At 62.8% G+C, this 26913-nt stretch carries 1 protein-coding gene; it reads right to left on the reverse strand.

The features are described from left to right. Positions 1 to 40: 40 nt before the first annotated feature. Complete coding sequence (locus AOT96_RS27045) at positions 41 to 26851, reverse strand: non-ribosomal peptide synthase/polyketide synthase (protein WP_065352530.1); 26811 nt, start codon at positions 26849 to 26851, stop codon at positions 41 to 43. Between the last annotated feature and the right edge of the window lie 62 nt (positions 26852 to 26913).

The following is a 26913-nucleotide window of genomic DNA, read 5'->3' on the forward strand; positions in this document are numbered from 1 at the left end:
CGCTCGCTTCGCGGGCGTGCGGCTTGGTGGCTTGAAGTTGTCATGCCCGTTCGGGGTATCCGGAAAACATCGAGAGCACCCGGGCGAGCACCGGTCCGATGACCGCCATGGCCGGAGGTTCGATCATCTCGTTGTGTTCGCAGCGCACGGGCACCTCCACGATCCGGCCCGTCACGAGTGGGCTCCATTCCTGCGGCGACCTGTCGCGCGGAATCGTGTCGTCGTCTCCGGATGCCAGGAAGATCAGCAGATCTCCTTCGTAGACCTGGGGAACGAACTGGTGCGTGATTCTCTGCGAAGTCTCGTACCCTCGGGCAATCCGTTCGAGGTCCCGACCGTCGACTCCCGTCTCGGGCCCGAGCCTCCGGGCCAACACGGCCGCCGCCTCGTCGAAGGTCAGATCTCGGTCGGTCTCGATCTCGAGGCCGAGTCCTCGCAGTATGTCTCGGACGTCGAGTTCGGCTGACGCAGGGGCATCGCCGTTGTCGGGGTAGCTGTCCATCATCGCCAGTGTGGCGACGTCGCGGCCGGACGATTGCAGTTCGACGGCCATGGCGTGCGCGATGACTCCGCCAAGGGACCACCCGAGTAAGTCGTACGGCCCGTCCGGCGAAACGGCCTCCACCTCTTCGACGTAGCGATGGGCTAACTGTTCGATCGACTGATAGTCACCGTCGTCGCTGAGAGCGGGGAGCTGAAGTCCGTACACGGGTCTGTCCTCGGGCAGATACCGCACCAAGCCGGCATACCCCCAGGACAGGCCGATACCGGGGTGCACACAGAACAGCGGTCGCCCAGTCCCTTTCGTCCGCAGTGGAACAACCACGGCGAGAAGCTCTTCCATACCGGCGTCGGCTGTCGGCATGTCGAGGCGTCGAGCGATTCCAGCGGGTGTCGGGTCGAGGAACATCCACTGAAGCGGGATTCTCCGTCGGAAACGAGAGTGCAGTGCGCTGACGATTCGGGTGGCCACCAGGGAGGACCCGCCCAGGTCGAAGAAGCTGTCGGTAGTGCTCACCCGGTCGACACCCAGAACCTCGACGAACGAGTCGACCACGGCGCGCTCGGTGTCGGTGACCGGCTCGCGGAACTCGGCTGCAGCCGAACCGAATTCGGGTTCCGGTAAGGCCTTTCGGTCGAGCTTGCCCACCGGTGTCATCGGAATCCGCTCGAGAAGCACCACTGCCGACGGAACCATGTGCGAGGGTAGTCGGTCGGCTGCGTACGCCCGTATCTCGTCGGTGCCGGTGGCGTCAGCAGCTGACGCACGCACGTACGACACCAGGACCGTTTCACCCGACGGTCCCGTGTGGCCGACAGTCGCGGCGAAGTCCACCGACGGATGGCGTGAGAGAACTGCATCGATTTCCCCGAGTTCGATCCGAAAACCACGGACCTTGACCTGGAAGTCGCTGCGCCCGATGTATTCGAGCGTGTGATGCACTCCATCGCCGGAGCCAACGATTTTGGCACTGTCACCGCCGGATTCACGCCAACGCACGACATCTCCGGTGCGGTACATCCGGCGCCCCGGCGACCCGTACGAGCACGCGACAAATCGTTCCGACGTGAGCGACGCCCGATTATGGTACCCACGTGCCATACCTGGACCGATGATGTACAACTCCCCCGGCACGCCCACCGGGACGGGCTGCAAACGCTCGTCCAGCACCAGGAAGCCGAAGCCCACTGCCGGCGAGCCGATGTTCACTCCCGCACCGGGTTTCATCGAATCGCTGACGCTCGCCTGCACGGTGGTTTCAGTCGGGCCGTAGCCGTTGTGCAGCCTCCGACCCGGCGCCCATTGCGCGACGACCTCCGGCGGGCAGGCCTCGCCCACCAGATCGAGAACACGGAGCGCCTCGAAACCGTTGTCACCCAACGCCGCCAGCGCGGTCGGTGTAATGGTGGCATGAGTGACCTGCTCGCGCCGGAAAACATCGGCCAATTCGGCGCCACCGTACACAGCAGGCGGAACGATCACGACTTGCGCCGAGGCGCTGAATGCCATCGTCAACTCGAAGATGGAAGCGTCGAAACTCGGCGATGCCAACTGAGAGACATGAGAGTCGTGAGTGACCTCGAACCTCTCACGAGTTTCGGCCGTGAAGCTCGCCAAACCTCGATGAGTAATGTTCACTCCCTTGGGTTTCCCGGTAGATCCCGAGGTGTAGATCAGGTAGGCCGGATGATCGAGGTTCAGTTCACCGGTTCGATCGTCATCGGTGATCGGTTCCGGCGACAGCGCGGCTACCCGCCGGGCGAAGTGTGGGTCGTCGAGTTCCAGCCAGGGAACAACGTCGGGTAGGTGAGTTCGGCTGGTCTGAACAGTCAAACCGAGCGAGGCTCGGCAATCGGCAAGCATGTATTCGACGCGCTCGCGCGGATAGGCCGGATCGACAGGCACAAAAGCCGCTCCGGCTTTGGTCACCGACCAGATCGCCACCACCGATTCGATCGAGCGAGGCATTCCCAGTGCCACGAAGGTCTCCGGGCCCACACCGCGACCGCACAACTCCCGGGCAACACGATTCGACCACTCGTCCAGGTCGCGATAACTGAGCTGCCGGTTCTCGAGCGACAGGGCCACCGAGTCAGGATCGATCGCCACGGCGTCCGCCAACAACTCAGGCCACAATTTCGGAGGTACTTCGGGGAGCCCATGCGCCGGCGTCAACTCGCGACGTTCGGGATCGCCGAGTAGGTCGATGTCACCGATCGGTACCTGCGGATTCCGGGTCACGGCCTCGAGCACACGAACGAACATGTCGGCAAAACCGCCGACCGTACCGGGGTCGAAGAGATCAGTGGCAAAGTCGACGGCTCCGCTCATCCCTCCCGGTTCACCGCGATCGTCGTACTCCTCGGCCAGAAGGAATTCCAGGTCTACCTTCACTACCTCGAGTTCAGGGTCGATCCCGCGGACTTCCAGTCCCGGTAGCTTCAGAATCGGTCGTTTGTTGTTCTGGAATTCCAGCGACACCGAGGAAATCGGTGCATAAGCGCTCGACCGTTTCGGCCCGACCGCGTCCACTACCCGCTCGAAGGGCAGGTCGGAATGAGCGAACGCGACGAGGTCGACTTCGCGGCAATGCTCAACCAACTCGCGGAACGATCGAGCCGGATCCACCTGTGTGCGCAGTGCGAGCGTGCCGACGAACATGCCGACCAGATCATCGAGGGCACGATCTCCCCGGCCGGCGATCGGCGTGCCGATCACGATGTCGTCGGTGCTGCCCAAACGTGCCAGCAAGAGCGCGAGCGCTGCATGCACAGTCATGAATGCAGTGGACTCGTGCTGCCGCGACACGTTCAGAATACGGCGGTGAAGATCATTGCTGATCGAGAAGTGAATCCGCGAGCCGTGAAAACTCTGTTGCGTCGGCCGGTCTCGATCGAGCGGAAGTTCCAAGAGGTCGGGAGCACCTGACAGTGCACGTCGCCAGTAAGCCAACTGCTCACTGATCACCGACCCTGGGTCGTCGACTGAGCCCAGAATCTCCCGTTGCCAGAGCGCAAAGTCGGCGTACTGGACTGGAAGCGGCGTCCACTGGGGATCCCCGCCGTACGCGTGGGCCTCGTATGCAATCATCACGTCTCGGGTCAACGGAGACATCGAGAAGCCGTCAGCCGAGATGTGGTGCACCACTACGGCAAGCACGTGTTCGCGCTCATCGATTGTGAACAACGCTGCCCGCAGGGGAATTCGTGCGGCGACGTCGAAACCGGCCGAGACCATCCGGGCAAGCTCGTCACGGAGATGATGTTCGTCGGTCACCGATGTCTCGGTCAGTTGCGGCAGCTCGGCGCTCTCGGTGGGCAGGATGTGCTGGACCGGTCCGTCACCGTGGACCGGGAACATCGTTCGCAGCGATTCGTGGCGGGCGATGACATCGGACATCGCTGATCTCAAGGCCGGTTTGTCGAGTTCACCGCTCAACCGCACCACGAGCGGAATGTTGTATGCAGGAGAACTGGTGTCGAGTTGATTGACGAACCACATCCGCTGCTGAGCAAACGACAAGGGGATGTTGTCGGGTCGGGGGCGCGGTCCCAGTCGCTCCGACCCTTCGGCAACCGACTGGCCGATCACCGTAGCCAACTCGGCCACCGTCGGCGTCTCGAACAGATCCCGCACGCCTACGGTAGCTCCGAGCACCGCCCGTAGCCTCGCCGCGACCGAAGTGGCGCTCAGAGAATTTCCACCGAGCTCGAAGAAACTGATGTCGGTACCGACTCGTTCGAGGCCGAGCACCTCGCCGAACACGTCCGACACTGCCTGTTCGACCGGGCCGACCGGGGGACGGAAATCCCCTGTGGTCGTCTCGATTTCGGGTCTTGGCAACGCCGAACGGTCGACTTTTCCGACAGCGGTCAACGGAATGTTCTCCAGCACCGTGAGAACGGCAGGCACCATGTGCGAAGGCAAGCGCCGGGCCACGGCGCGAATCAGGATCCTGGTGTCCAGTCGACCCGCCGTGGGCACGACGTACGACACGAGTCGGGTGTCTCCGGTGGGGCCGGAATCGGCAACCGTAACGGCAAAACCGACGTTGGGCTCCGACATCAGCACACTGTCGATCTCACCGAGTTCGACACGGAAGCCTCGAACCTTGACCTGGAAGTCGCTTCGCCCGACGTACTCGACACACATGTCCGCCGTCCATCGCACGATGTCGCCGGTGCGGTACATCCGCGTTCCTGGGTCAGCCGGGTTGGCAACAAAGCGTTCTGCCGTCAACCCCGCCCTTCGGTGATATCCCCGTGCCACGCCTGGTCCGGCCAGGTACAGCTCGCCGGGGACCCCGACGGGAACCGCTTGAAGTCGAGTGTCGAGCACCAGTTCGCTGACGCCCCTGACGGGTCCACCGATGGTGATTGGTTCTCCGGCGGTCATCGGTGGGCTGACGTTGGACATGATCGTTGCTTCGGTCGGTCCGTACGCGTTGTACAGGCGGCGGCCAGGTGCCCAGCGAGCGACGAGGTCGGGCGGGCACGCCTCGCCCCCGAATACGACTTCCGAAAGTTGTTCCAGCCCAGCCGGGTCCACCGATGCCAATGCCGCTGTGGTGACGAACGCGTGCGTGACGGCGTGCTCTGCCAGAAGTTGCGCCAGGTCCTCGCCCCCGTAGATCCCGGGTGGAGCGACAACCATCGTCGCCCCGGCTCCGAAAGCCTGCAGATATTCGAAGAGCGACCCGTCGAAACTCGGAGTGGAGAAGTGCAGCGTGCGTGATTGTGGAGTTGCGCCGTAGCGTTCGAGCTGGTCTCGGGCGAAGTTGTCGAGCCCTCGCTGCGTGACCACGACGCCCTTGGGCACGCCGGTCGACCCCGAGGTGTAGACCACGTAGGCAGCTGAATCCAACCCGATCGGACGGAGTCGGTCGTTGTCGGTCAACGGGCTCCCCGAGAATCCCTCGCACTTCTTAGTGAAATGCGGATCGTCGATAATCAGCCACTCCGCGATATCGGGCAATCGATCTCGGCCCGCGGTGGTGGTCAATCCGAAGCTGACCTTCGAATCGATCAGCATGTGATTGATCCGCTCGTCCGGATAGTCGGGATCGATCGGCACGAACGCAGCGCCTGTCTTGGCGACGGCAAGTATCGACACCACGGACGCGAGAGAACGTGGGACACCGACCGCTACATAGTCCTCGGTTCCCAGGCCGTGCGAGACGAGCATGCGAGCAATGCGATTGGAAAGGATGTCCAGCTCGCCGTAGGTCATGCTGCCGTCCGCCGATTCCACGGCCGGTGCGTTCGGATCACGCTGGGCTGCCTCGTCGAAGATCTCCGGGAAGACGCGCGACGACCCGCCGGCCGTGCCACGGACTGGCACCAATTCAGTATGTTCGGAGGCTGCGAGCACCGACACCACAGCCAAGGGACGATCCGGCTGGGTACACGCTTCGAGTACGCGCCGCAGTCGTCCGGCGATCTCTTCGATGTCGGCGGCACCGAAAACCTCGGGTATGTACTCGAATTTCAGGCGGAGCCTGGTGTCGACCGATGCTACGAGGCTGAGCGGGTAGTGGGCAGCGTCCTTGGCTTCGACATCGGTGATCCGGACCCCCGCAATATCGGCATCGGACGAAAGCCCCTGACGGTCAACGGGATACGATTCGAAGACAGTCAACGTGTCGAATCCGATCTCCGGCCCCGCGCCTACGTGGATCTCGGAAAGCCCGAGACAGTGGTGATCCGACAGCTCTGCTTGCTCGGCCTGGATCCGCGCGAGGAGTGTGCCGATACTTTCACTCGGGCGCAGCGTGATTCGGACCGGAATTGTGTTGATGAACAGCCCGACCATGGTTTCGATCCCGGTCAGCTCGGGAGGTCGACCCGACACCGTCGCTCCGAACACCACATCGTCTCTCCCGGTCAGTGCAGCAAGGACGATCCCCCACGATGCCTGAACAATCGTGTTGATCGTCAGCCCGAGTTCACGCGCCATTCCGCGAAGTGAGGTTGTGAATTCCTCGTCCAGATCGAACACCCACTCGGCCGCCATGGTGGAGAGTCGACGCGATCGAACCGCTGGAGCCAACAGCGTCGGTCCTTCGACTCCGCTCAGCGTCCTCGCCCACACAGCTCGGGAAGCTTGCTGATCGCGGCGGCTCATCCAGGTCAGATAGTCGCGATACGCGCGCGCGTGAGGCAAGGCCGCCACTTGACCGTCGGCGGCATAGAGCGTCGCCAATTCCCGGATCAGCAGGGGCATGGACCAGCCGTCCAGAAGGATGTGATGATTGGTGAGCACGAGCGTGAACTTTTCGGGGGCGAGAGCGATCAGGGTGAATCGGATCAACGGCGCCCGTGCCATGTCGAACGGGCGCGCTCGGTCCTCGGCCAGCGCTCGATCAATTTCCTGATCTGGTGCACCAGTGAGGTCGATTTCCTGCCACGGCGCTGCCACGTTGCTTCGGACCACCTGGACGGCACGGCCGTCGGCGCTGTGAAGGAAGGCGGTACGCAGGTTCTCATGCCGGCCGAGCAGCGCGTCGGCGGCGCGGCGCAGGCGCTCCGAATCGACTGCGCCGGCTAGATCGAGAGCCACTTGTACGAGGTATGCGTCGACCGATCGTTCGGCCAATTCGGCGTGGAACAACAACCCCGCTTGCAGTGGAGAGAGTGGCCAGACATCGCTCAGGTCGGGACACCGACTTTCGAGGTCGTCGATCGCCTCCTGTCTAAGATCGACCAGATCGAAGTCCGAGGGTGTGAATCCGCCGCCGCCCGCCGCGAACTCTGCGAGCCCGGCCAGTGCGTCGAGCCACCACTGCCCCAGTTGCCGAACGTCGTCCGCACCCAGAATGTCCGGTGGGAACGTCCAGCCGGCAACGAGCTGCGGACCGTCCTCGGTATCGCTGTCGACCGTCATCACGTTGACCTCGAGGACGCTGGCGAGTGGAAGATCGACGGCCGCAACCGTCCGCAGGTCCTCGTCACGGATCGGTACCCATCCCGCTGAAGCGTCGGCGTCGGATCCACCGACGCGTCCGAGGTAGTTGAAGCTGATCTGAGGCACCGGAAGTTGCGAAAGAGTGTGTGCCGTTTCGCGGTTCAGATAGCGCAGCAACCCGAAGCCGATGCCGCGGTCCGGCACCGCCCGGAGTTGTTCCTTGACAGTCTTGGCAGCGACGCCGGCAGCCGGGCCGCCGGCGAAGGCGTCACCCGGATCCACTCCGCTCAGATCGATCCGCACCGGGAAGATCGTCGTGAACCATCCCACCGTGCGAGCAAGATCTGCCCCGGGAACCACCTGTTCCTCGCGTCCGTGCCCCTCGAGACTGATCAATGTCTCCGGATTGTCGATGCCGCGGTCCATGCGCCAGCGGACCATCGCAAGTGCCAAAGCCGTCAACAATCCGTCCTCGACGCTCCCGTGAATCGCCTGCGGAACTGTCGTCGACACGGCCTCGGTCAATCCCGTGGGAACTCGTACTTCGATGTCAATGGTGGCCGAGGCGGTGTCCCTCTTCGTCAGGGCGCGCACACCCAGAGTCGGATCGGGACCCTCGAGCACCTCTCGCCAATAGTCGATCTCAGCCACCCGATCGGGCTCGCACGCGGCGTCGACGAGGCCATGTGCCCATCGACGCATCGAGGTTCCGACCGGAGCAAGTGACGGGTCGACGCCTGACTGCACCTGCGCACAGGCAAGTGCAAGATCGGGGATCAGGATTCGCCAGGAAACACCGTCCGTCACCAGATGGTGCGCTACCAGTAGCAACCGTTTCCGGCTCTGCCGGTCCTTTTGAACCTGCCGGTCCTTTTGAATCTGCCCGTCGGTGTCGAGCAGGACTGCCTGCACCATCACACCTGCCTCCGGGTCGAGCCGCCCCAGAGCTGCGTCGAGTTCTGTCGAGACCGTCTCCGCGGCAGAACCCCCGAGGCTCCCGTGGCGTACGACGGTCTCCGCCCGCACCGTACCTACAGGCGCAACGTCCATCCGCCGAGCGGATTCAGGATGATGCGTCGCCCGGATGCCTGCGCGGAGGATGTCGTGGTGGTCCAGCACAGCCTGCATGGCCAGTGTCAGCGTGACCTCGTCGAGCGTGGCAGGAACCGAGAGCAGAACAGATTGGGAGTACCGGAGAAAATCTCCACCACGGTCAAGCATCCATTCGACGATCGGCGTCAATTCGATCTCACCGACGCCGCCGCCAGGCAATTCGTCGACGACGACACGGTTGCCAGCCGTTCCGGCCGTCTCGGACAGCGCCGCAACAGTTTTGCGTTCGAACACCTCGCGCGGTGTGATCAGAACTCCGGCAGACCTGGCGCGCGTCACCAACTGGATGGACATGATCGAGTCACCGCCTAGAGTGAAGAACGAATCGTCGACCCCCACCTCCTCGAGTCCCAGAACTTCGGCGAACAGACTCGCAAGGATGTTTTCCGTCGCGGACGCGGGGCCACGACTTACGGTTGCCTGTCGCCCGAAGTCAGGTTCAGGCAATGCATTCCGGTCGAGCTTTCCGTTCACCGTCAGCGGCAAACCCTCGAGAACCGTCACGACAGCGGGGACCATGTGGGGCGCCAACCTCTGTGAGACATACCCGAGCAACGCCGCCGGAGAGATAGTGGCACCGGACTCCGGCACCACGTAGCCCACCAACCGGTCTCTGCGGGCTACCACCGCCGACTGAGACACGCCCACTCCGGAGAGCAGTGCAGCCTCCACCTCGCCGAGTTCGATTCGGTACCCCTTCACCTGCACCTGCAGATCGTTTCGTCCGAGGTACTCCAGCTGCCCGCTGTCGTTCCAGCGCCCCAGGTCACCGGATCGATACATACGCGCACCACTGACCGCGAGGTCGGGAATGAACCGCGCGGACGTCAGACCGAACCGGCCGAGGTATCCGCGTGAAACCTGATCACCGGAGACATACAGTTCACCCACCACACCGGGCGGCACCGGGTGCAACCGCTGATCCAACACATACACACGCAATCCGGGTAACGCCCGACCAATCACCGAGGCCGATCGTTGACGCACCAGCACACGATCGAGCGGTAAATGGCTGACGTGCACAGTGGTCTCCGTGATGCCGTACATGTTGACCAGATCTGGTGACGAAGTCCCGCGACGGGCGTACCAGCGCGTCAACTGTCCGAAGTCGAGCGCTTCTCCGCCGAAGATCACGTAGCGCAATGACAGGGCCGCACCCCCGGTAAGCCGGTCGGCTTCCGCCAATTGATAGAAGGCGGTGGGAGTTTGATTGAGCACCGTGACACGTTCGTGCCGTAGCAATTCGAGGAATGCCTCTGGTGAACGGGCCGTGAAGTAGTCGACCAGTACCAGTCGGCCACCGTGTGCGAGTGCGCCCCACATTTCCCAGACCGAGAAGTCGAATGCCTCCGAATGGAACATCGTCCACACATCGCCGCTGCCGAAGCCGAAGAGCGCTCTGGTGTTTGCCAGCAACGTCACTACGCTGCGGTGAGAAACCTGCACCCCCTTCGGGCGCCCGGTGGACCCCGAGGTGTAGATCACGTAGGCCACCGATTCGGGTCGGAGCGGTAGCAGCCGATCTCGGTCGGTCACCGCAAGCGGAGAAAACCTGTGCAGTGCATCGAGAATCACCGGGTCGTCTACCGCAATCACTGGAATCTCGCTGTCTGCGATTGCGTCACTGTCTCGTATGTAGACGCCGTCGGCCCGGGTGGTCAACACACACTTCGGCCGGGCGTCACGCAGCACGAAGTCCACCCGGTTTACCGGAGAAGTCGAGTCCACCGGTACGTATCCGCCACCCGCCTTCACCACCGCCAGCAATGCCACCATCAGGTCGATCGAGCGGGCCATCGCGACTGCCACCAAGGTTTCCGGCCCCACCCCCTGCGCCACCAACAGTCGAGCAAGGCGGTTTGCTCGCTCGTCGAGTTCGCGGTACGTAACCGACAATCCGCCGCAGCGCACCGCCACGGCAGCACCGGACGTCCGCGCCGTGCGATCGAAGAGATCCGACAACGAATCCTCGTCTGTTCCGGCGCCAGAGGGCGTGGGCGCAACCAGCAACCCGCTGAGTTCGCCGGCCAGAATCATGTCGATATCACCGACGACCACCGACTGGTTCTCGGTCACGGCGCCGATCACTCTTTCGAAGCGCGCCGCGATGCGCGCCACCGACATTCGATCGAAAATATCTGTTGCATAACGGAAACCGGCGCTGATACCAGCGGGCTCACCGTGCTCGTCGACGTGCTCCATCACACTCAGTTGCAGATCGAATTTCGCAACCGCGAGATCGACGTCGAGCGAGCGAACCGTCAGTTCCGGCAAGTCGAAGCGCAGTCCCGTATCGGTCTGGAATTCGAGGAGTACCTGAAACAGAGGTGAATGCTCGGTGGAACGGTCGGGCGAGAGGTAATCCACCAACCTCTCGAAGGGGATGTCTGCATGGTCCAGAGCACCGAGATCCGTTGACCGCACCGCGGCCAACACCTCGGCAAAGGTTGCTCCGGATGAGACAGGTGTGCGAAGGACGAGCGTGTTGACGAACATCCCGACCACATCGTCGAACACCGATGCACCGCGACCTGCGACCGGAGTCCCGATCACTACGTCGTCCGCTGTAGTGAGCCGTGCCAGCAATACCGCCAGAGCCGCATGCATCACCATGAACAGAGACGAACCGTTCTGGTGTGCGAGTTCGTTCAAAGCTCGATGGATCTCGGGCGAGAAGTCCATCGAAACCACCGCGCCCTCGGCAGACCGTTTCGAGGTTCGTGGTCTATCGAGAGGGAGCGGCAAGACGTCCGGAATACCCGACAGCTTCGCTGTCCAATAATCGAATTCGGCCGAGGGCGAAGTTTCCGGACCAACGTCTGCGTCGACGATCTCACGCTGCCAGAGGGTGTAGTCGGCGTACTGAACCGGCAGCGGCGCCCAGTCCGGGCTCCGACCTTGCGTGCGCGCGGTATATGCACTCATCAGGTCGCGTGCCAGTGGTGCCATCGAGAAGCCGTCTGCGGCGATGTGGTGAACAACGATCGCGAGTACATGCTGCTCCGGTCCGGTTCGGAGTAACCTCACGTGCAGCGGGAACCCTTCGGACACATCGAATCCGATGTCGAAGAACGCGTGCAAGTCCGTGAAAAGCCACTCGCCGGGAATCGGCACGGGGTGGATTCGAGGAGCAGCGACCGCGGGTTCGGCGATCACCTGGTAGGGCCCGTCTGCGGACGCAGGAAAGATCGTTCGAAGAGATTCGTGCCGTTCCACCACATCACCCAGCGCGGCTTGGAGCGCACCCGAATCCAGGAACCCGTCCAGTTGTAGTGCGACGGGGATGTTGTAGAGCGGAGACGACGTGTCGAACTGGTTGACGAACCACATCCGCGATTGCGCGAACGACAGCGGAATACGTTCTGGCCGTGCCCTACTCGTGAGGGGCACACGAGTAGCTTCCTCGAGTCCAGGCTCGCCCGGCGCGGAGTCGATTGGATCTATCGAGGCCGCCAGGTCCGCGACCACGGGGGCGTCGAACAGTGCATTGACCCCCATATTGGTGTGCAATGCGGCGTTGATGCGGGCGATGACTCGAGTGGCGCTGAGGGAATCCCCGCCGAGTTCGAAGAAACTGTCGTCGGCACCCACCTGGTCGAGACCGAGAACGTCGGCAACAGCACGGGCGATTCCGATTTCGGCAGGAGTGGCAGGAATCCGATATGCAGCGCTCGCAAAATCGGTGTCCGGGAGGGCTTTACGGTCCAACTTCCCATGCACCGTCACCGGAAACTCCCCCAACACCACCACCACCGACGGCACCATGAACCCCGGAAGAGACCTCCGCACCCCCTCCAACACCACCACCTCATCGACCACCACCCCCACCTCACCCACCACAAACCCCACCAAAAAATCCCCACCCACACCCGACCGCAACACCACCACCGCACCAGCCACCCCCACCTGAGCAGCCAACACCGCCTCCACCTCACCCAACTCCACCCGCTGCCCCCGCACCTTCACCTGAAAATCCTTGCGCCCCACAAACTCCAACACCCCACCACACCCCCACCGCACCACATCACCCGTCCGATACACCCGAGCACCCACCACCCCCGACACCGGATCCGCCACAAACCGACCCACCGTCAAATCCACACGACCCTCATACCCCCGAGCCACCTGCACCCCACCCACATACAACTCCCCCACCACACCCACCGGAACCGGCCGCAACCGCGAATCCAACACCAACACCCGCGTATTCCACACCGGCCGACCAATCGGAACACCCACCCCCACAACACCCTCCACCACATGAAACGTCACATCCACCGACGCCTCCGTCGGCCCGTACAAATTCACCAACTCCGCACCACACACCCCCGCAAACCGCCCCGCCAACACCGACGACAACCCCTCACCCGACACAAACACCCGACGCAAACCCGAACACCCCACCCCCAACTCCCCCACGCTCAACTCCCCCACGAACACCTCCAACATCGACGGCACAAAATGCACCACCGACACCCCCCACCGCTCGATCACACCCACCAAATACACCGGATCACGATGCCCACCCGGATCCGCCACCACCAACCGCGCACCCACCATCAACGGCCAAAACAACTCCCACACCGACACATCGAACGACACCGGCGTCTTCTGCAACACCACATCCCCCACACCCAACGGAAACTCCCCCTGCATCCACAACAACCGATTCACCACCCCCGCATGCGACACCACCACCCCCTTCGGACGACCCGTCGACCCCGACGTGAACATCACATACACCGCATGCTCAGGCAACAACACCCCCAACCGATCCCCCACCCCCACCGGACCACCCGAAAACCCCGAAACATCAACACAACCCACATCAACAAACCCCACCCCCACCGGCAAACACCCACCATCACCAACCCGCGACAACACCACCACCGGATCCACCACACCCACCACAAACCCCACCCGCTCCACCGGCGCACCCACATCCACCGGAACAAACACCCCACCAGCCCGCACCACCGCAAACACCGCCACCAACAACTCCACCGACCGCGACAACGCCACACACACCCGCGACTCCGGACCCACCCCCAACGAAATCAACAACCGCGCAAAACGATTCACCCGAACATCGAACTCACCCCACGACAACACCACCCCACCACACACCAACCCCCCACCACCCACACCAGCAAACCGCCCATCCAACACATCCACCAACGTCAAACCCCCCACCACAACCCCCACACCATCCCAACCACCCACCACCAACCCACGCTCACCGGCGACAAACACGTCGACCTCACCGACCGGTGTATCCGCGTTCGCTGCGAAGGCGGCAAGAATCCGCGACATTCGCTGTGCAATGGTGTCGACCGCGGCGCGGTCGAATGCCGCCGGCTGGTACCGCAGGCTGACCTGCAGCGTCGGTTCCGCGACCGACAGCACGGTGAGCGGGTAATGCGTGGCGTCGCGGGCATTCACAGCGGTGACGCGCATACCGGCAATGTCGGTGTTCCCGCCCATCCCCGAGGTATCGATCGGATACGACTCGAAGACCGACAGTGTGTCGAACAAATTGCCTGTCCCTACGACAGATTGAATCGCGCCGAGTCCGACATAGTGATGATCGAGCAGAGCTGTCTGCTCGCTTTGCAGTCGAGCGAGCAGCTGCGTACACGTCTCGTCCGGATCCAGTTGCACTCGGACAGGCAACGTGTTGATCAGCAGCCCGATCATGTTTTCCACACCAGGCAACTCGGGTGAGCGGCCCGAAACCGTGACGCCGAAGACTACGTCGTCACGGGAAAGCATCCGAGACAGTAGGACACCCCACGCCGCCTGGATCACCGTGTTCATCGTGATCCCGCTCCGTTGGACCAGCGCACCGAGTCCGTCGCGCACCGAATCGGGTAGATCGACGGCAACCTCTTCGGGCACCAGCTGCTCCGCGATCGGCGTCGAAGGCGCCAACAACGTCGGCTCGTCGACGCCTTCCAAGGCGTCCTCCCACGCCGCGAGCGAGGTCTCCATATCGCGGTGCATCAACCATTCCAGATAGGTGCGGTACGACGGAGTCTCGGGAAGATCGGCCGGGGCCCTCTCGACCGAGAGACTGTCGTCCGCGTATCGCATCAACAGTTCGCGAACCAGCAACGGCATCGACCAACCGTCGAGAACGATGTGATGGTTCGTCACCACCAACACACACCTCGTCGGCGAGGTTCGCAGCAACGTCAGCCGAAGCAGTGGCGGCGAAGCGAGGTCGAAGGGTGCACTGCGATCCTCGGCGAGGCGGCGCTCCAGATCTGCGTCGGTTGCCGATCCGCGATCACTCAGGTCGACCTCGGTCCAGGGAATCACGGCATCGTCGACAATCAACTGCACCGGTAGGCCGTGTACGTCGTAGACGAACGCTGCACACAGATTCGGGTGGTTTGCCAATAGTCCGGCAGCAGCGCCGCGCAAACGCTCGGAATCAACCGATCCTTCGAGCTCGACGCACAACTGCGCTGTGTAGACGTCCGTCGACGTGGCCGCCAGTGAGGCATGGAACATCAGCCCGGCCTGAAGGGGCGACACCGACCAGACATCGTGCAATCCGGGGAAGTCGTTCTCCCAGCGTTCGATCTGTTGTTGGTCGACCGAGACGAGGGGAATGTCCGACGGCGTCAGACCGCCCGCATCAGGTCGCGACGCGTGCGCGGTGAGTCCGTCGAGCGCACGACGCCACAGTTCCGCGAACTCCGCGATGTCAGACCTGTCGAGCACTCCGCGGGGAAAGGTGAAAGACGCTGTCAGGCACGGCCCGTCGACGTGGTCCTCAACCGCGGCGTTGATGTCGATCACGGACGCCACAGGCATGGACGGGTTCTGGGTTCCGCCGAGCCTTCGATTGCCCTCCACCGGCAGCCAGTCCTGTGTTCCGTCAGAGGAGCTGATCCGGCCCAGATAGTTGAAACTGATCTGAGGAGAACGGAATCGGCCGAGTGGGTCGCTCTCGCCCGACAGGTACCGCAACATCCCGAATCCGATTCCATGATCGGGGATCGCACGCACGTACTCTTTGACAGCTTTGAGAGCCCGCCCGGCGTCGGCGCCACCTGCCAGTGCGTCGTCGACGTCGATTGCGCCAAGTTCCACGCGCACCGGGTAGAGCGTGGTGAACCAACCAACGGTGCGAGCGAGGTCTGCACCAGGAACCGCTCCTTCCTCGCGCCCGTGTCCTTCGAGCGTGATCAGGGCGGCAGCGGTATCCATACCGCGGCGTCGTCGCCACTCGATCGAGGCCAACGCAACAGCGGTGACGAGTCCGTCGTTCACGCCGGCGTGGAATGCCGCAGGAACCGTGGTGAGAAGGTTCCTGGTCGCCGAAGGCGAGATGTCCACTGTAACGGTGTCGACCGTGTCGTCGACGTCGATCGTGGGATCGAGTGGGCGCGAACCGATCAACGGGTCATCGCCGTCCAGGATCGTTTTCCATATGTCCAGTTCGACGCTCCGGTCGCCCACGTGCTCGACAAGCCCATGCGCCCATCGCCGGAACGACGTTCCGATCTGTGGCAGTTCGGGCGTGACACCGGCCTGGAGTTGTGCTGTCACCGACGCCAGGTCGGTGACCAGAATGCGCCACGAGACGCCGTCGACAACCAGGTGATGAATCACCACAAGTAGTCGGCCCCGCCCGGTCGACACGTCAGGTTTGTCGGCCAGGTCGAACCAGATCACGCGCACCATGTCAGCCGTGGCGGGATCCAAGCTGTCGGCCACGGCCTCGAGTTCTCCCGACGCCAAGGCCCTGAAACCTTCGTCGTCCACCGAATCGACAGCTACGCGGTGGATCAGTCCTTCGGCCGAGATCGAGCCGGGTGGTAAGACTTCCATGACCCGGTCACTCTCAACCAAGCGAGCTCGAAGCATTCCGTGGCGGTCCAGCAACACCTGGAGACCACGGACAAGGAGGTCCTGGGTGAGATCAGCGGGAGCTGTCAGCAAGAGCGCCTGGGAGAACCGTTTCACTCCGCCGCCACGCAGCCCGCCACTGCTGCGGTCGAGCATCCACTGCGCCACCGGGCTCAATGGAACAGTTCCGACAGCGGATCCCGGTAGCTCCGCGAGTACATCAGGCCTGTCCTGCTCAAGGTGCGCCGACTCGGCAAGCGCGGCGACGGATTTGTGGTCGAAAACATCTCGGGGTGAGATGATCACACCCGCATCGCGAGCGCGGGCCACCAATTGGATGGACATGATGCTGTCGCCACCGAGCTCGAAGAACGAATCATGCACTCCTACCGCGTCGAGACCGAGAACCTGCGCGAACAGAGCGGCAAGAAGATTCTCGGTTTCCGTTCGCGGTGGCCGGTCGGGTGTGGCGGCGGACGAGAAATCGGGTGTGGGAAGCGCTGCGCGGTCGAGTTTTCCGTGAACCGTCAGCGGAACGGCGTCGAGCACCACCACCGCCGCCGGCACCATGTACGACGGCAGGCGCTTGCCTGCATGGGCGAGGACGTCTCGCGGATCGACACTCGCTCCGCGATCGGGAACCACGTAGCCGATCAACCGATCCCTGCCGTCGCCGTTCCAGACGGCCGTCACCGCCTGGGCCACGCGCGGGTGCGTCTGCAGTGCCACCTCGACTTCCCCGAGTTCGATGCGGAACCCACGGACTTTGACTTGGGCATCGGTGCGCCCGAGATACTCCAGCCGTCGGTCGGGCGTCCACCGCACGCGATCGCCCGTGCGATAGATCCGCGTTCCCGGCGCACCGAAGGGATCTGCGACAAACTGCGTGGCGGTCAACGGGTATCGCCGGTGATAGCCGCGAGCGAGAGCCGGCCCGGCAAGATACAACTCCCCCGCGACACCTACCCGTACCGCTCGCAGACGCGAGTCCAGCACTACCTCGCTGAATCCGCGAGTAGGTGTGCCGATAGTGACCGGGTCGTTCGGAGCCAGTGCCGCACTGATGCTCGACACGACAGTTGCCTCGGTAGGACCGTAGGCGTTGAACATCTTTCTGCCCGGCGCCCAGCGGGCCACCAATTCCGGCGGACACGCTTCCCCACCTGTCACGACACAACCGACAGTGGTGAGACCGTCTGGGTCGACGGACGTTAAGGCCGCCGGAGTCACAAAACAATGGGTGACGCGCTCGCGCTCCAGTAGCGCCGCCAGTTCCGACCCGCCGTAGACGGTCGGTGGCACGATCACCATCGTGGCTCCAGCACCAACGGCCATCACGAGCTCGAGAACCGACGCGTCGAAACTCGGCGAAGCGAAGTGCAGAGTTCTGGATCGGGTCGTGGCGGCGAAGGTCTCACGCTCCTGGAGCGCGAAGTCGCTCAACCCGCGATGTGTGACCGTCACGCCCTTGGGTGTTCCTGTCGACCCCGACGTGTAGATCAGATAGACCGGATTGTCGATGCGAATCGGTGCCTTCCGATCCGCGTCGGTGACTTTCGATGGCGAGTACGCCCGCAGCCGTTCCTCGAAACCGGCATCGTCGAGGACCAGCCACGGCACGAGGCCGGACAATGCCGCGGTGTGAGCTCGAGACGTTATCCCCCACCCTGCACCGGAGTCGCCCAGCATGTGCTCGATACGAGCAGCAGGATGTCCCGGGTCCACGGGCAGGAATGCCGCACCTGTCTTGGCAATGGACCACACCGCCAGAACGGACTCGATGGAGCGTGGGAGACACAACGCCACCACCGATTCGGGACCCACTCCGGATTCGATCAGCATGCGGGCCAAGCGGTTCGACCGCACGTCGAGTTCGAGATAGGTCACTTCACGTTCCTCGAACACCAGCGCGACGGCGCCGGGATCCTGGGCGGTCGCCATATCTGTTGCTGCAGTCAGCAAATCCGGAAGGGTCTGAACAGCGGCGGAAATCTCACCTCGCACGGGTACCAGTTCGGCTGACTCATAGGCGTCGAGGATCTCGATATCTCCGATCCGTGATTGCGGATACGTGATAACGCGCTCGAGAATCCGTTGCAGGCGGTCGGCGAAGCCCGCTACCGTTTCCTCGTCGAAAATATCTGTGGCATATCCGAATTCGGCGCGAAGACCGTCGTATTCGCCGGCTGCGCCGGCGTTCCGCGTCACCGTCAACTGAAGATCGAAGTTGATGGTGTCGATCTCGACGCCCACGTCGGTCACCTGCAGGTCGGGGAGTTCGAGTGCAGGCCGTTCGATGTCTTGGAACTCCAACATGACTTGAAACAGGGGCGAGTACGCCGTCGAACGTGAAGGATTCACGATCTCGACGACTCTTTCGAACGGCACGTCCGCGTGAATGAAGGCGCTCAGATCTACGTTTCGGACCTGGTCGAGGAAGTCTCCGAAAGTTGCGCCGCGGTCCACTGCAGTGCGCAAGACCAACGTGTTGACGAACATGCCCACCAGGTCGTCGAGTTCGCGCTCCCCACGCCCGGCGATGGGAGTTCCGACGGCTACGTCGTCCTCATCACTGAGCCTCGCCAGCAGCACTGCCAAGGCTGCGTGCACAACCATGAAGACCGTGGCGTTGTGTTTGCGCGACAGGGCAACCACACCGGCATGCACCTTCGGACCGAACTCGAACCTGATCCGTCCGCGTCGAAGCGAACGCACATCACCGCGCGGTCGATCGGTCGGAATGTCGAGAACCTCAGGTGCGCCCGCAAGATTCTCGGCCCAATAGCCGAGCTGTTTCGAGATCAGAGACCGAGAGTCCGATTCCGAGCCCAACCAACCACGTTGCCACAACGCGTAGTCGGCATACTGGATCCCGAGCGGCGCCCACTGCGGTGCCTTACCGTTCACACGGGAGGAGTATGCGCTCATGAGATCTCGGGCCAGCGGTACCGTCGAGAATCCGTCGGCGGCGATGTGGTGAATCACGATCACCAGGACATGCGAGTGGACCTGGTCATCTCGCCGCAACAAGGTGGCGCGCATCGGGACCTGCTGCGTGACGTCGAAACCATCCGAAGCGATCTGCCGGCTACGCTCGCGCAGCTCTTCCTCTCCCTGCACAAGTATCGGTGCAAGATCCGATACCACCTGTGAGGTGGACATGATCACTTGACGCGGGCCGTCGTCAGTGAGAGGAAAAACAGTGCGCAAGGACTCGTGCCGCTCGACGACGTCGACAAATGCAGCGTGAAGCGCACTCACGTTCACTGCACCTTCGAGCCTCAACGCGCACGCGACGTTGTAGGCGGCGGACTCGGGGGCGAACTGATTCGCAAACCACATTCGCTCCTGCGCCGGTGAAAGTGGGATATCTGTCGTCATACCCCGCGGCGTCAACGCCGGCTTGGCCCCCTCTCCTCCGCGACACTGCGCCAATTCGGCCAGCGCTGCAACGGTAGAAGCATCGAAGACGTCACGAATGTTGATCCGTTCGCCGAGAACAGAATTCACTCGCGCAACCAACCTGGCCGCACTGAGAGAGTTCCCACCCAGGGCAAAAAAGTCGTCGTTCACGCCCACCGTCGACGTTCCCAGCAGATCATCGAAGATTGCGGCAACCGTCTCCTCGACCGGCGTTCGTGGCGCAACATACTGCAGCGCTTGAGGTTCGAAGGTGACGTCCGGGAGGGCTTTACGGTCCAACTTCCCATGCACCGTCACCGGAAACTCCCCCAACACCACCACCACCGACGGCACCATGAACCCCGGAAGAGACCTCCGCACCCCCTCCAACACCACCACCTCATCGACCACCACCCCCACCTCACCCACCACAAACCCCACCAAAAAATCCCCACCCACACCCGACCGCAACACCACCACCGCACCAGCCACCCCCACCTGAGCAGCCAACACCGCCTCCACCTCACCCAACTCCACCCGCTGCCCCCGCACCTTCACCTGAAAATCCTTGCGCCCCACAAACTCCAACACCCCACCACACCCCCACCGCACCACATCACCCGTCCGATACACCCGAGCACCCACCACCCCCGACACCGGATCCGCCACAAACCGACCCACCGTCAAATCCACACGACCCTCATACCCCCGAGCCACCTGCACCCCACCCACATACAACTCCCCCACCACACCCACCGGAACCGGCCGCAACCGCGAATCCAACACCAACACCCGCGTATTCCACACCGGCCGACCAATCGGAACACCCACCCCCACAACACCCTCCACCACATGAAACGTCACATCCACCGACGCCTCCGTCGGCCCGTACAAATTCACCAACTCCGCACCACACACCCCCGCAAACCGCCCCGCCAACACCGACGACAACCCCTCACCCGACACAAACACCCGACGCAAACCCGAACACCCCACCCCCAACTCCCCCACGCTCAACTCCCCCACGAACACCTCCAACATCGACGGCACAAAATGCACCACCGACACCCCCCACCGCTCGATCACACCCACCAAATACACCGGATCACGATGCCCACCCGGATCCGCCACCACCAACCGCGCACCCACCATCAACGGCCAAAACAACTCCCACACCGACACATCGAACGACACCGGCGTCTTCTGCAACACCACATCCCCCACACCCAACGGAAACTCCCCCTGCATCCACAACAACCGATTCACCACCCCCGCATGCGACACCACCACCCCCTTCGGACGACCCGTCGACCCCGACGTGAACATCACATACACCGCATGCTCAGGCAACAACACCCCCAACCGATCCCCCACCCCCACCGGACCACCCGAAAACCCCGAAACATCAACACAACCCACATCAACAAACCCCACCCCCACCGGCAAACACCCACCATCACCAACCCGCGACAACACCACCACCGGATCCACCACACCCACCACAAACCCCACCCGCTCCACCGGCGCACCCACATCCACCGGAACAAACACCCCACCAGCCCGCACCACCGCAAACACCGCCACCAACAACTCCACCGACCGCGACAACGCCACACACACCCGCGACTCCGGACCCACCCCCAACGAAATCAACAACCGCGCAAAACGATTCACCCGAACATCGAACTCACCCCACGACAACACCACCCCACCACACACCAACCCCCCACCACCCACACCAGCAAACCGCCCATCCAACACATCCACCAACGTCAAACCCCCCACCACAACCCCCACACCATCCCAACCACCCACCACCAACCCACGCTCGGGCGCGCCCAAAATTTCCGTATCCCCTACTGGCACTGTCGGATCCGACACGACCGACCGGAGGAGGCGGACGAAACGCTCGCCGAACTCGGCGACTGTGGTGCGCTCGAAGATATCGGAGGCATAGGTGAAGGCGGCATCGAAACCCATGGGGACGCCGTCTTTGCCACGCTGCTCGGTGAGCGACAGTTGCAAGTCGAATTTGGCGACACCGACGTCGACTGGAACAACATCGACATCCAGTCCGGGTAGTTCGAGGTGGGGATCTGCGGTGTTCTGGAATTCCAACAGAACCTGGAAGAGCGGTGAGCGAGATGACGAACGCTCCGGCGCAACTGCATCGACGACTCGCTCGAACGGCACCTCGGCTTGTCCGAACGCTGCCAGATCGACTTCGCGAGTTCGTGAAAGGATCTCCTCAAAAGTCGCGGCGGTGTCAACGGTGATTCGCAGGACGACCGTGTTGACGAACATCCCGACCAGATCGTCGAGGACTTGCTCGGCGCGCCCTCCTACCGGAGTCCCGATCGCTATGTCCGGCGAGGCGCTCAGCCGTGCCAACAGAACCGCCAGCACTGCGTGCATCACCATGAACGGTGTCGCGTTGTGATTCCGAGCGAGTTCGAGGAGTTCACTGTGCACGTCTGCGGGCACCGAGAATCGGACCGATTCACCGCGCATGGATCGTTCCGCCGGTCTCGGTCGATCCAGCGGAAGGTCGATCACGTCAGGTAGACCGGCCAGGGTGGACGTCCAGTAGTCCAACTGCTTCGCCTCGAGCGTGTCCGGATCGTCGTCACTGCCGAGCAGTTCGATCTGCCATTGGCTGTAGTCGGCGTACTGCACAGGCAAAGGCGACCAGTCCGGTGCCCGTTTCGCAGCCCGCGCCGCGTAGGCGCGGGTCAGGTCGCGGGCCAGCGGCTCGAGGGATGCTCCGTCCGCCGAAATATGGTGAACCACCAGCGCAAGGACATGATCGTCCGGCGTGACCCGAAAAAGGGAGCCGCGCAGGGGCACGTTCGCGCTCACGTCGAACCCCTCGCGAGCGAGATCGGCGATGCGCCTGTCCAAGGCTTCCTCGTCCACGGATACTTCCCACGCAATCTTCGACGTCACGCGTTCCGAAGGCACTACTACCTGATGTGGGCCGTCGACCGACGCCGGGTAGACGGTACGGAGCGATTCATGCCGATCGACAACATCTCCCACCGCGCGCTGCATTGCAGCGACATCCAAGGCACCTGACAGTCGGACCACCATCGGAATGTTGTAGGCCGGGGACGACGTGTCGAACTGATTGACGAACCACAGGCGTCGTTGTGCCACAGACACCGGAATCTTGTCCCTGTACGAATGTGCCTGCAGGATTGGACGCTTCGAACGCGTGCGATCAACGCGGGATGACTTCGCATCCCGCACGTGGAGGGCCAGTGATTCGATCGTCGGTGCTTCGAACAAAGTCCGCACCCCGAAATCGATTGCTTCAGCGGCATTGACTAGTGCGATCACCTTTGTGGCGATCAGTGAGTTCCCACCCAGCTCGAAGAAGTCGTCACCCGCACCCACCGTCTCGACGCCTAGAACGTCGGCAAAAATCTCGGCCAGCAGTAGTTCTTCAGCGCCCTCGGGCGGTCGAAAGTTGTCCGACCGAGCATCGAACCGAGGTGCCGGTAAGGCAGCGCGATCGACCTTTCCCGCCGGAGTTACCGGCAACTCGTCGAGTAGAACAAATGCCGCTGGAACCATGTACGACGGCACACGGCTCGCGGCGTACTGCGTCAGCTCGGCCGTCGAGAGCGCACTTCCGCCGGCAGGCACGACGTACGTGGTGATCATCGTTGTACCGGAGGGAGCCGCACGCGCCACGGTGACTGCATTCTCGACCTGCGGACACGACTGCACGACGCTGTCGATTTCCCCGAGCTCGATACGGAATCCGCGAACTTTCACCTGGAAGTCACTACGGCCGACGTACTCGAGTGCACGGCCACGACGCCGCCGCACCAAATCCCCCGTTCGATACATCCGCCGGCCCGGGTGGCCGAAGGGGTCTGCCACGAATCGTTCTGCCGTCAACGCATACTTTCGGTGGTAGCCGCGTGCGAGCGCGTCTCCCGAGATGTACAGCTCGCCCACAACACCGTCGGGGACGAGGTGCAATCGCTGATCGAGCACGATCTCCTCGAAGCCGCGGAGCGGACCGCCCACTGTGATGTTCTCCGACGACACCATCGGCTCGCCGATGTTCGACATGACGGTGGTCTCGGTCGGCCCGTACGCATTGCACAGCCGTCGGCCGGGAGCCCACCGCTTCACAAGATCCGGCGGACAGGCCTCACCACCGACCACCACTTCGCCGAAGTCCGAAAGGCCCTCAGGCGAAACTGTTCCGAGCGCCGCAGTAGTGACAAAACCATGCGTGACACGCTGGGATTCGAGGAAGTGAGACAACTCGTCACCGCCGTAGATCGTGCTCGGCGCAATCACCATGGTCGCTCCGGCACCGAAAGCCAGCAGGTATTCGAAAATCGAGGCGTCGAAACTCGGGGTCGAGAAGTGCAATGTTCGCGCATCCTGGGTCGCACCGAACCGCGAACGCTGTTCGGCAGCAAGCGCTTCCAGTCCACGATGCGAGACCGTCACCCCCTTGGGGAGTCCGGTGGAACCCGAAGTGTAGATCACGTATGCAGGATTGTCGGGCCGGATCGGGTGCACCCGATCGACATCGGAGATGGAGCGCACTGACAACCGTGCAAGTCGGCCACGGAACTCAGCGTCGTCGATTGCTATCCAGGAAATCGAATCCGGCAAACGATGAAGTTCGGAAACGACCGTGAGCCCCAGTACGGCGCCGGAATCGGTCAGCATGAAGCGAACACGTTCACCCGGATAGGTCGGATCCACCGGCACGAATGCCGCGCCAGCTTTGGTCACCGCCAACATCGCGACAACCGATCCGATCGAACGCGTCATACCCAGCGCCACACTGTTTTCCGGACCGATGCCGCGGTCGATCAATTCTCGGGCCAACTTCGAGGAACGCTCGTCGAGTTCTCGATACGTCAACTCGGCATCGAGATACGACAGGGCCACGCCGTCGGGGTGTGTGCGCGCCGCACCGTCGAACAAATCGGCCAGGGTGCGGTGCGAAGCGCGCGGTTCACCGCGGACAGGCCGTATCGCGGATCGCTCGTCGTCGGACAAGATATCGATGTCGCCGACCATGATTGCCGGATCCGCTGTGACGGATTCCAGGACACACGCGAACCGCAAACCGAGGCCGCGTACCGTCTCGGCGTCGAACAGGTCGGTGGCAAACGCGAGCCTCACCGAGATTCCGGACGGCGTACCCACCTCGTCGAAAGTCTCGACTGCAGACACTCCGAGATCGAAGCGGCCGATGTCGCGAGGGTGCTCGTCAGCGCCGGCGACGGACACGAACGTCACCTGTACAACCGGCGCATAGGCGGGTACATCCTCCACGTGCAATGGCTGAACCAACTGCTCGAGCCGTATCTCGCTGTGCGCCCGCGCATTACTGTGGACCTCGACGACGCTGTACAGGAGCGCCGTGAACGGCGTCTCCAGATCGATGCGACTCCGGATGGCGACGATGTTCGCGTCGGATCCCGCGGGCGTACCGATCACAACATCCGAAGCACCGGACAACCGGCTCACCAGGAGAGCAAAGCTTGCATGTAAGACCGCACGAGTGTCCGTCCCGAGATCACTCGCCATCGCCGTGATCCGCGCGTGGGTGTCGGCGGCGATCAGGACCTCAACCCGTCCGTTCTCCAGCGATTGCGTTGCAGGTCTGGGCCGATCGAACGGAAGTTGCAATAGTTCGGGCGCCCCGGTGAGCTCATGTCTCCAATACTCGAGGTGCCGCACTTCGCGTCGTCGTCGCTCGCCCTCCCGGGCCGTCGGGCTGTGAATGTCTGCGAGTTCGGCACCGGAATCAGACGCGATCAACTCTTCCAGCAAGCCGACAAAATTCCGGTGGTGCTCGCGTAAACCCGCCTCCTCGTATCGGATCGGGTTTGCCCGGAAGTCGACACGCAGCCTGTCGCCGCTCGGATACACGTTGACCAGAAGGTCGTCCACCGGCCCGGAGGTGACGATGTGATACGCCCCAACCACCTCGCCCAACTGCACCTCCTGGCGAAACAGCATGACGTTGACCATGGGCCCGGCATATGAGTCTTCGCCTTCCAGACCGCTCGTCACGCCTGCGTCCCGACGGATGTCGTCGAGGCTGCAGCGCTGGTGCCGCAATGCACCCATGAGCTCATGCTGGACCTGGGCGAAGAGTTCACCGACGGTGTCGACCGCTGCGACACGGATGAGCAGTGGCGTGACGTTCACCATCATGCCGCCCGAATCCCGCAGCACCGCCGTAGTCCGTCCGGACATCGGAACATGAATCTGGACAGTCTCTTTCGCCGTCATCCGCGCGAGGTACAACGCGAGCGCAGCGATGACCGGTGCAGCGTGGTTCTCGGATTCGTAGAGAAGGGCACAACTTCGGTCCGACATCAGTGTGCTTTCGAGTCGGCTCTCGGTTTGCGCGGGCCCAGAAGCCTCCGCCAGGCTGGATCCGGCGAGGGTGGTATTGCGCTCAGCCCAGTACTCCCGGTCGGCGGCGAATCGATCCGACATTCTGTACCGCTCGTCGATGTCGTACAGCGTGCGCAGCGTCGCGGCACGACTCGGCTGCGAGTCCTTTCTCGCCGCCGAGGCCGAGTACCGATGCGCAATGCGGTTCATCATGGTCATGGCACCGAAACCGTCGAGCGCAACATGATGGATGCGGCTGTACCACAGATAGTGCGCGTCACCCACGCGCAGCACAGCGGTCGCGACGATTCCGTCGACTGCCAGGTCGAGCTGTGTCCGGCAATCTCGGCGCATCCACCCGAGGGCATCCTCGATCGGATCGGGGGACCCACGGAGGTCGACCAAACCGACCGAGATTTCGGCCTTCTCATCCACGTACTGCATCGGTTGACCGTCGATCTCGATCACTTTGAGCAAAGGAGATTGAAACTCGTATGCCACCGCTCGCGTTTCGCGATCCAGCAGTTCGACGTCGAGTTCGCCGCGCAGCTCCACGTAGTGCGCTATCAGAATCGGGACTTCGGGATCGAATTGCTGAGCGAACCAGGTTGCCCGTTGGGCGGCCGAGAGCGGAAAGAGCGTCTCATCAGAAGGGTCGGTCCGACTTACCTCGAAGGGTTTCACAGCGCCCCGCCCCGCATGATCTCCGCGGCCGCCGAGTGCGTAGCCGCGTCCGAATCAACAGC

Source organism: Rhodococcus sp. 008 (genome assembly GCF_001682295.1).
Classification (GTDB): domain Bacteria; phylum Actinomycetota; class Actinomycetes; order Mycobacteriales; family Mycobacteriaceae; genus Rhodococcus_F; species Rhodococcus_F qingshengii.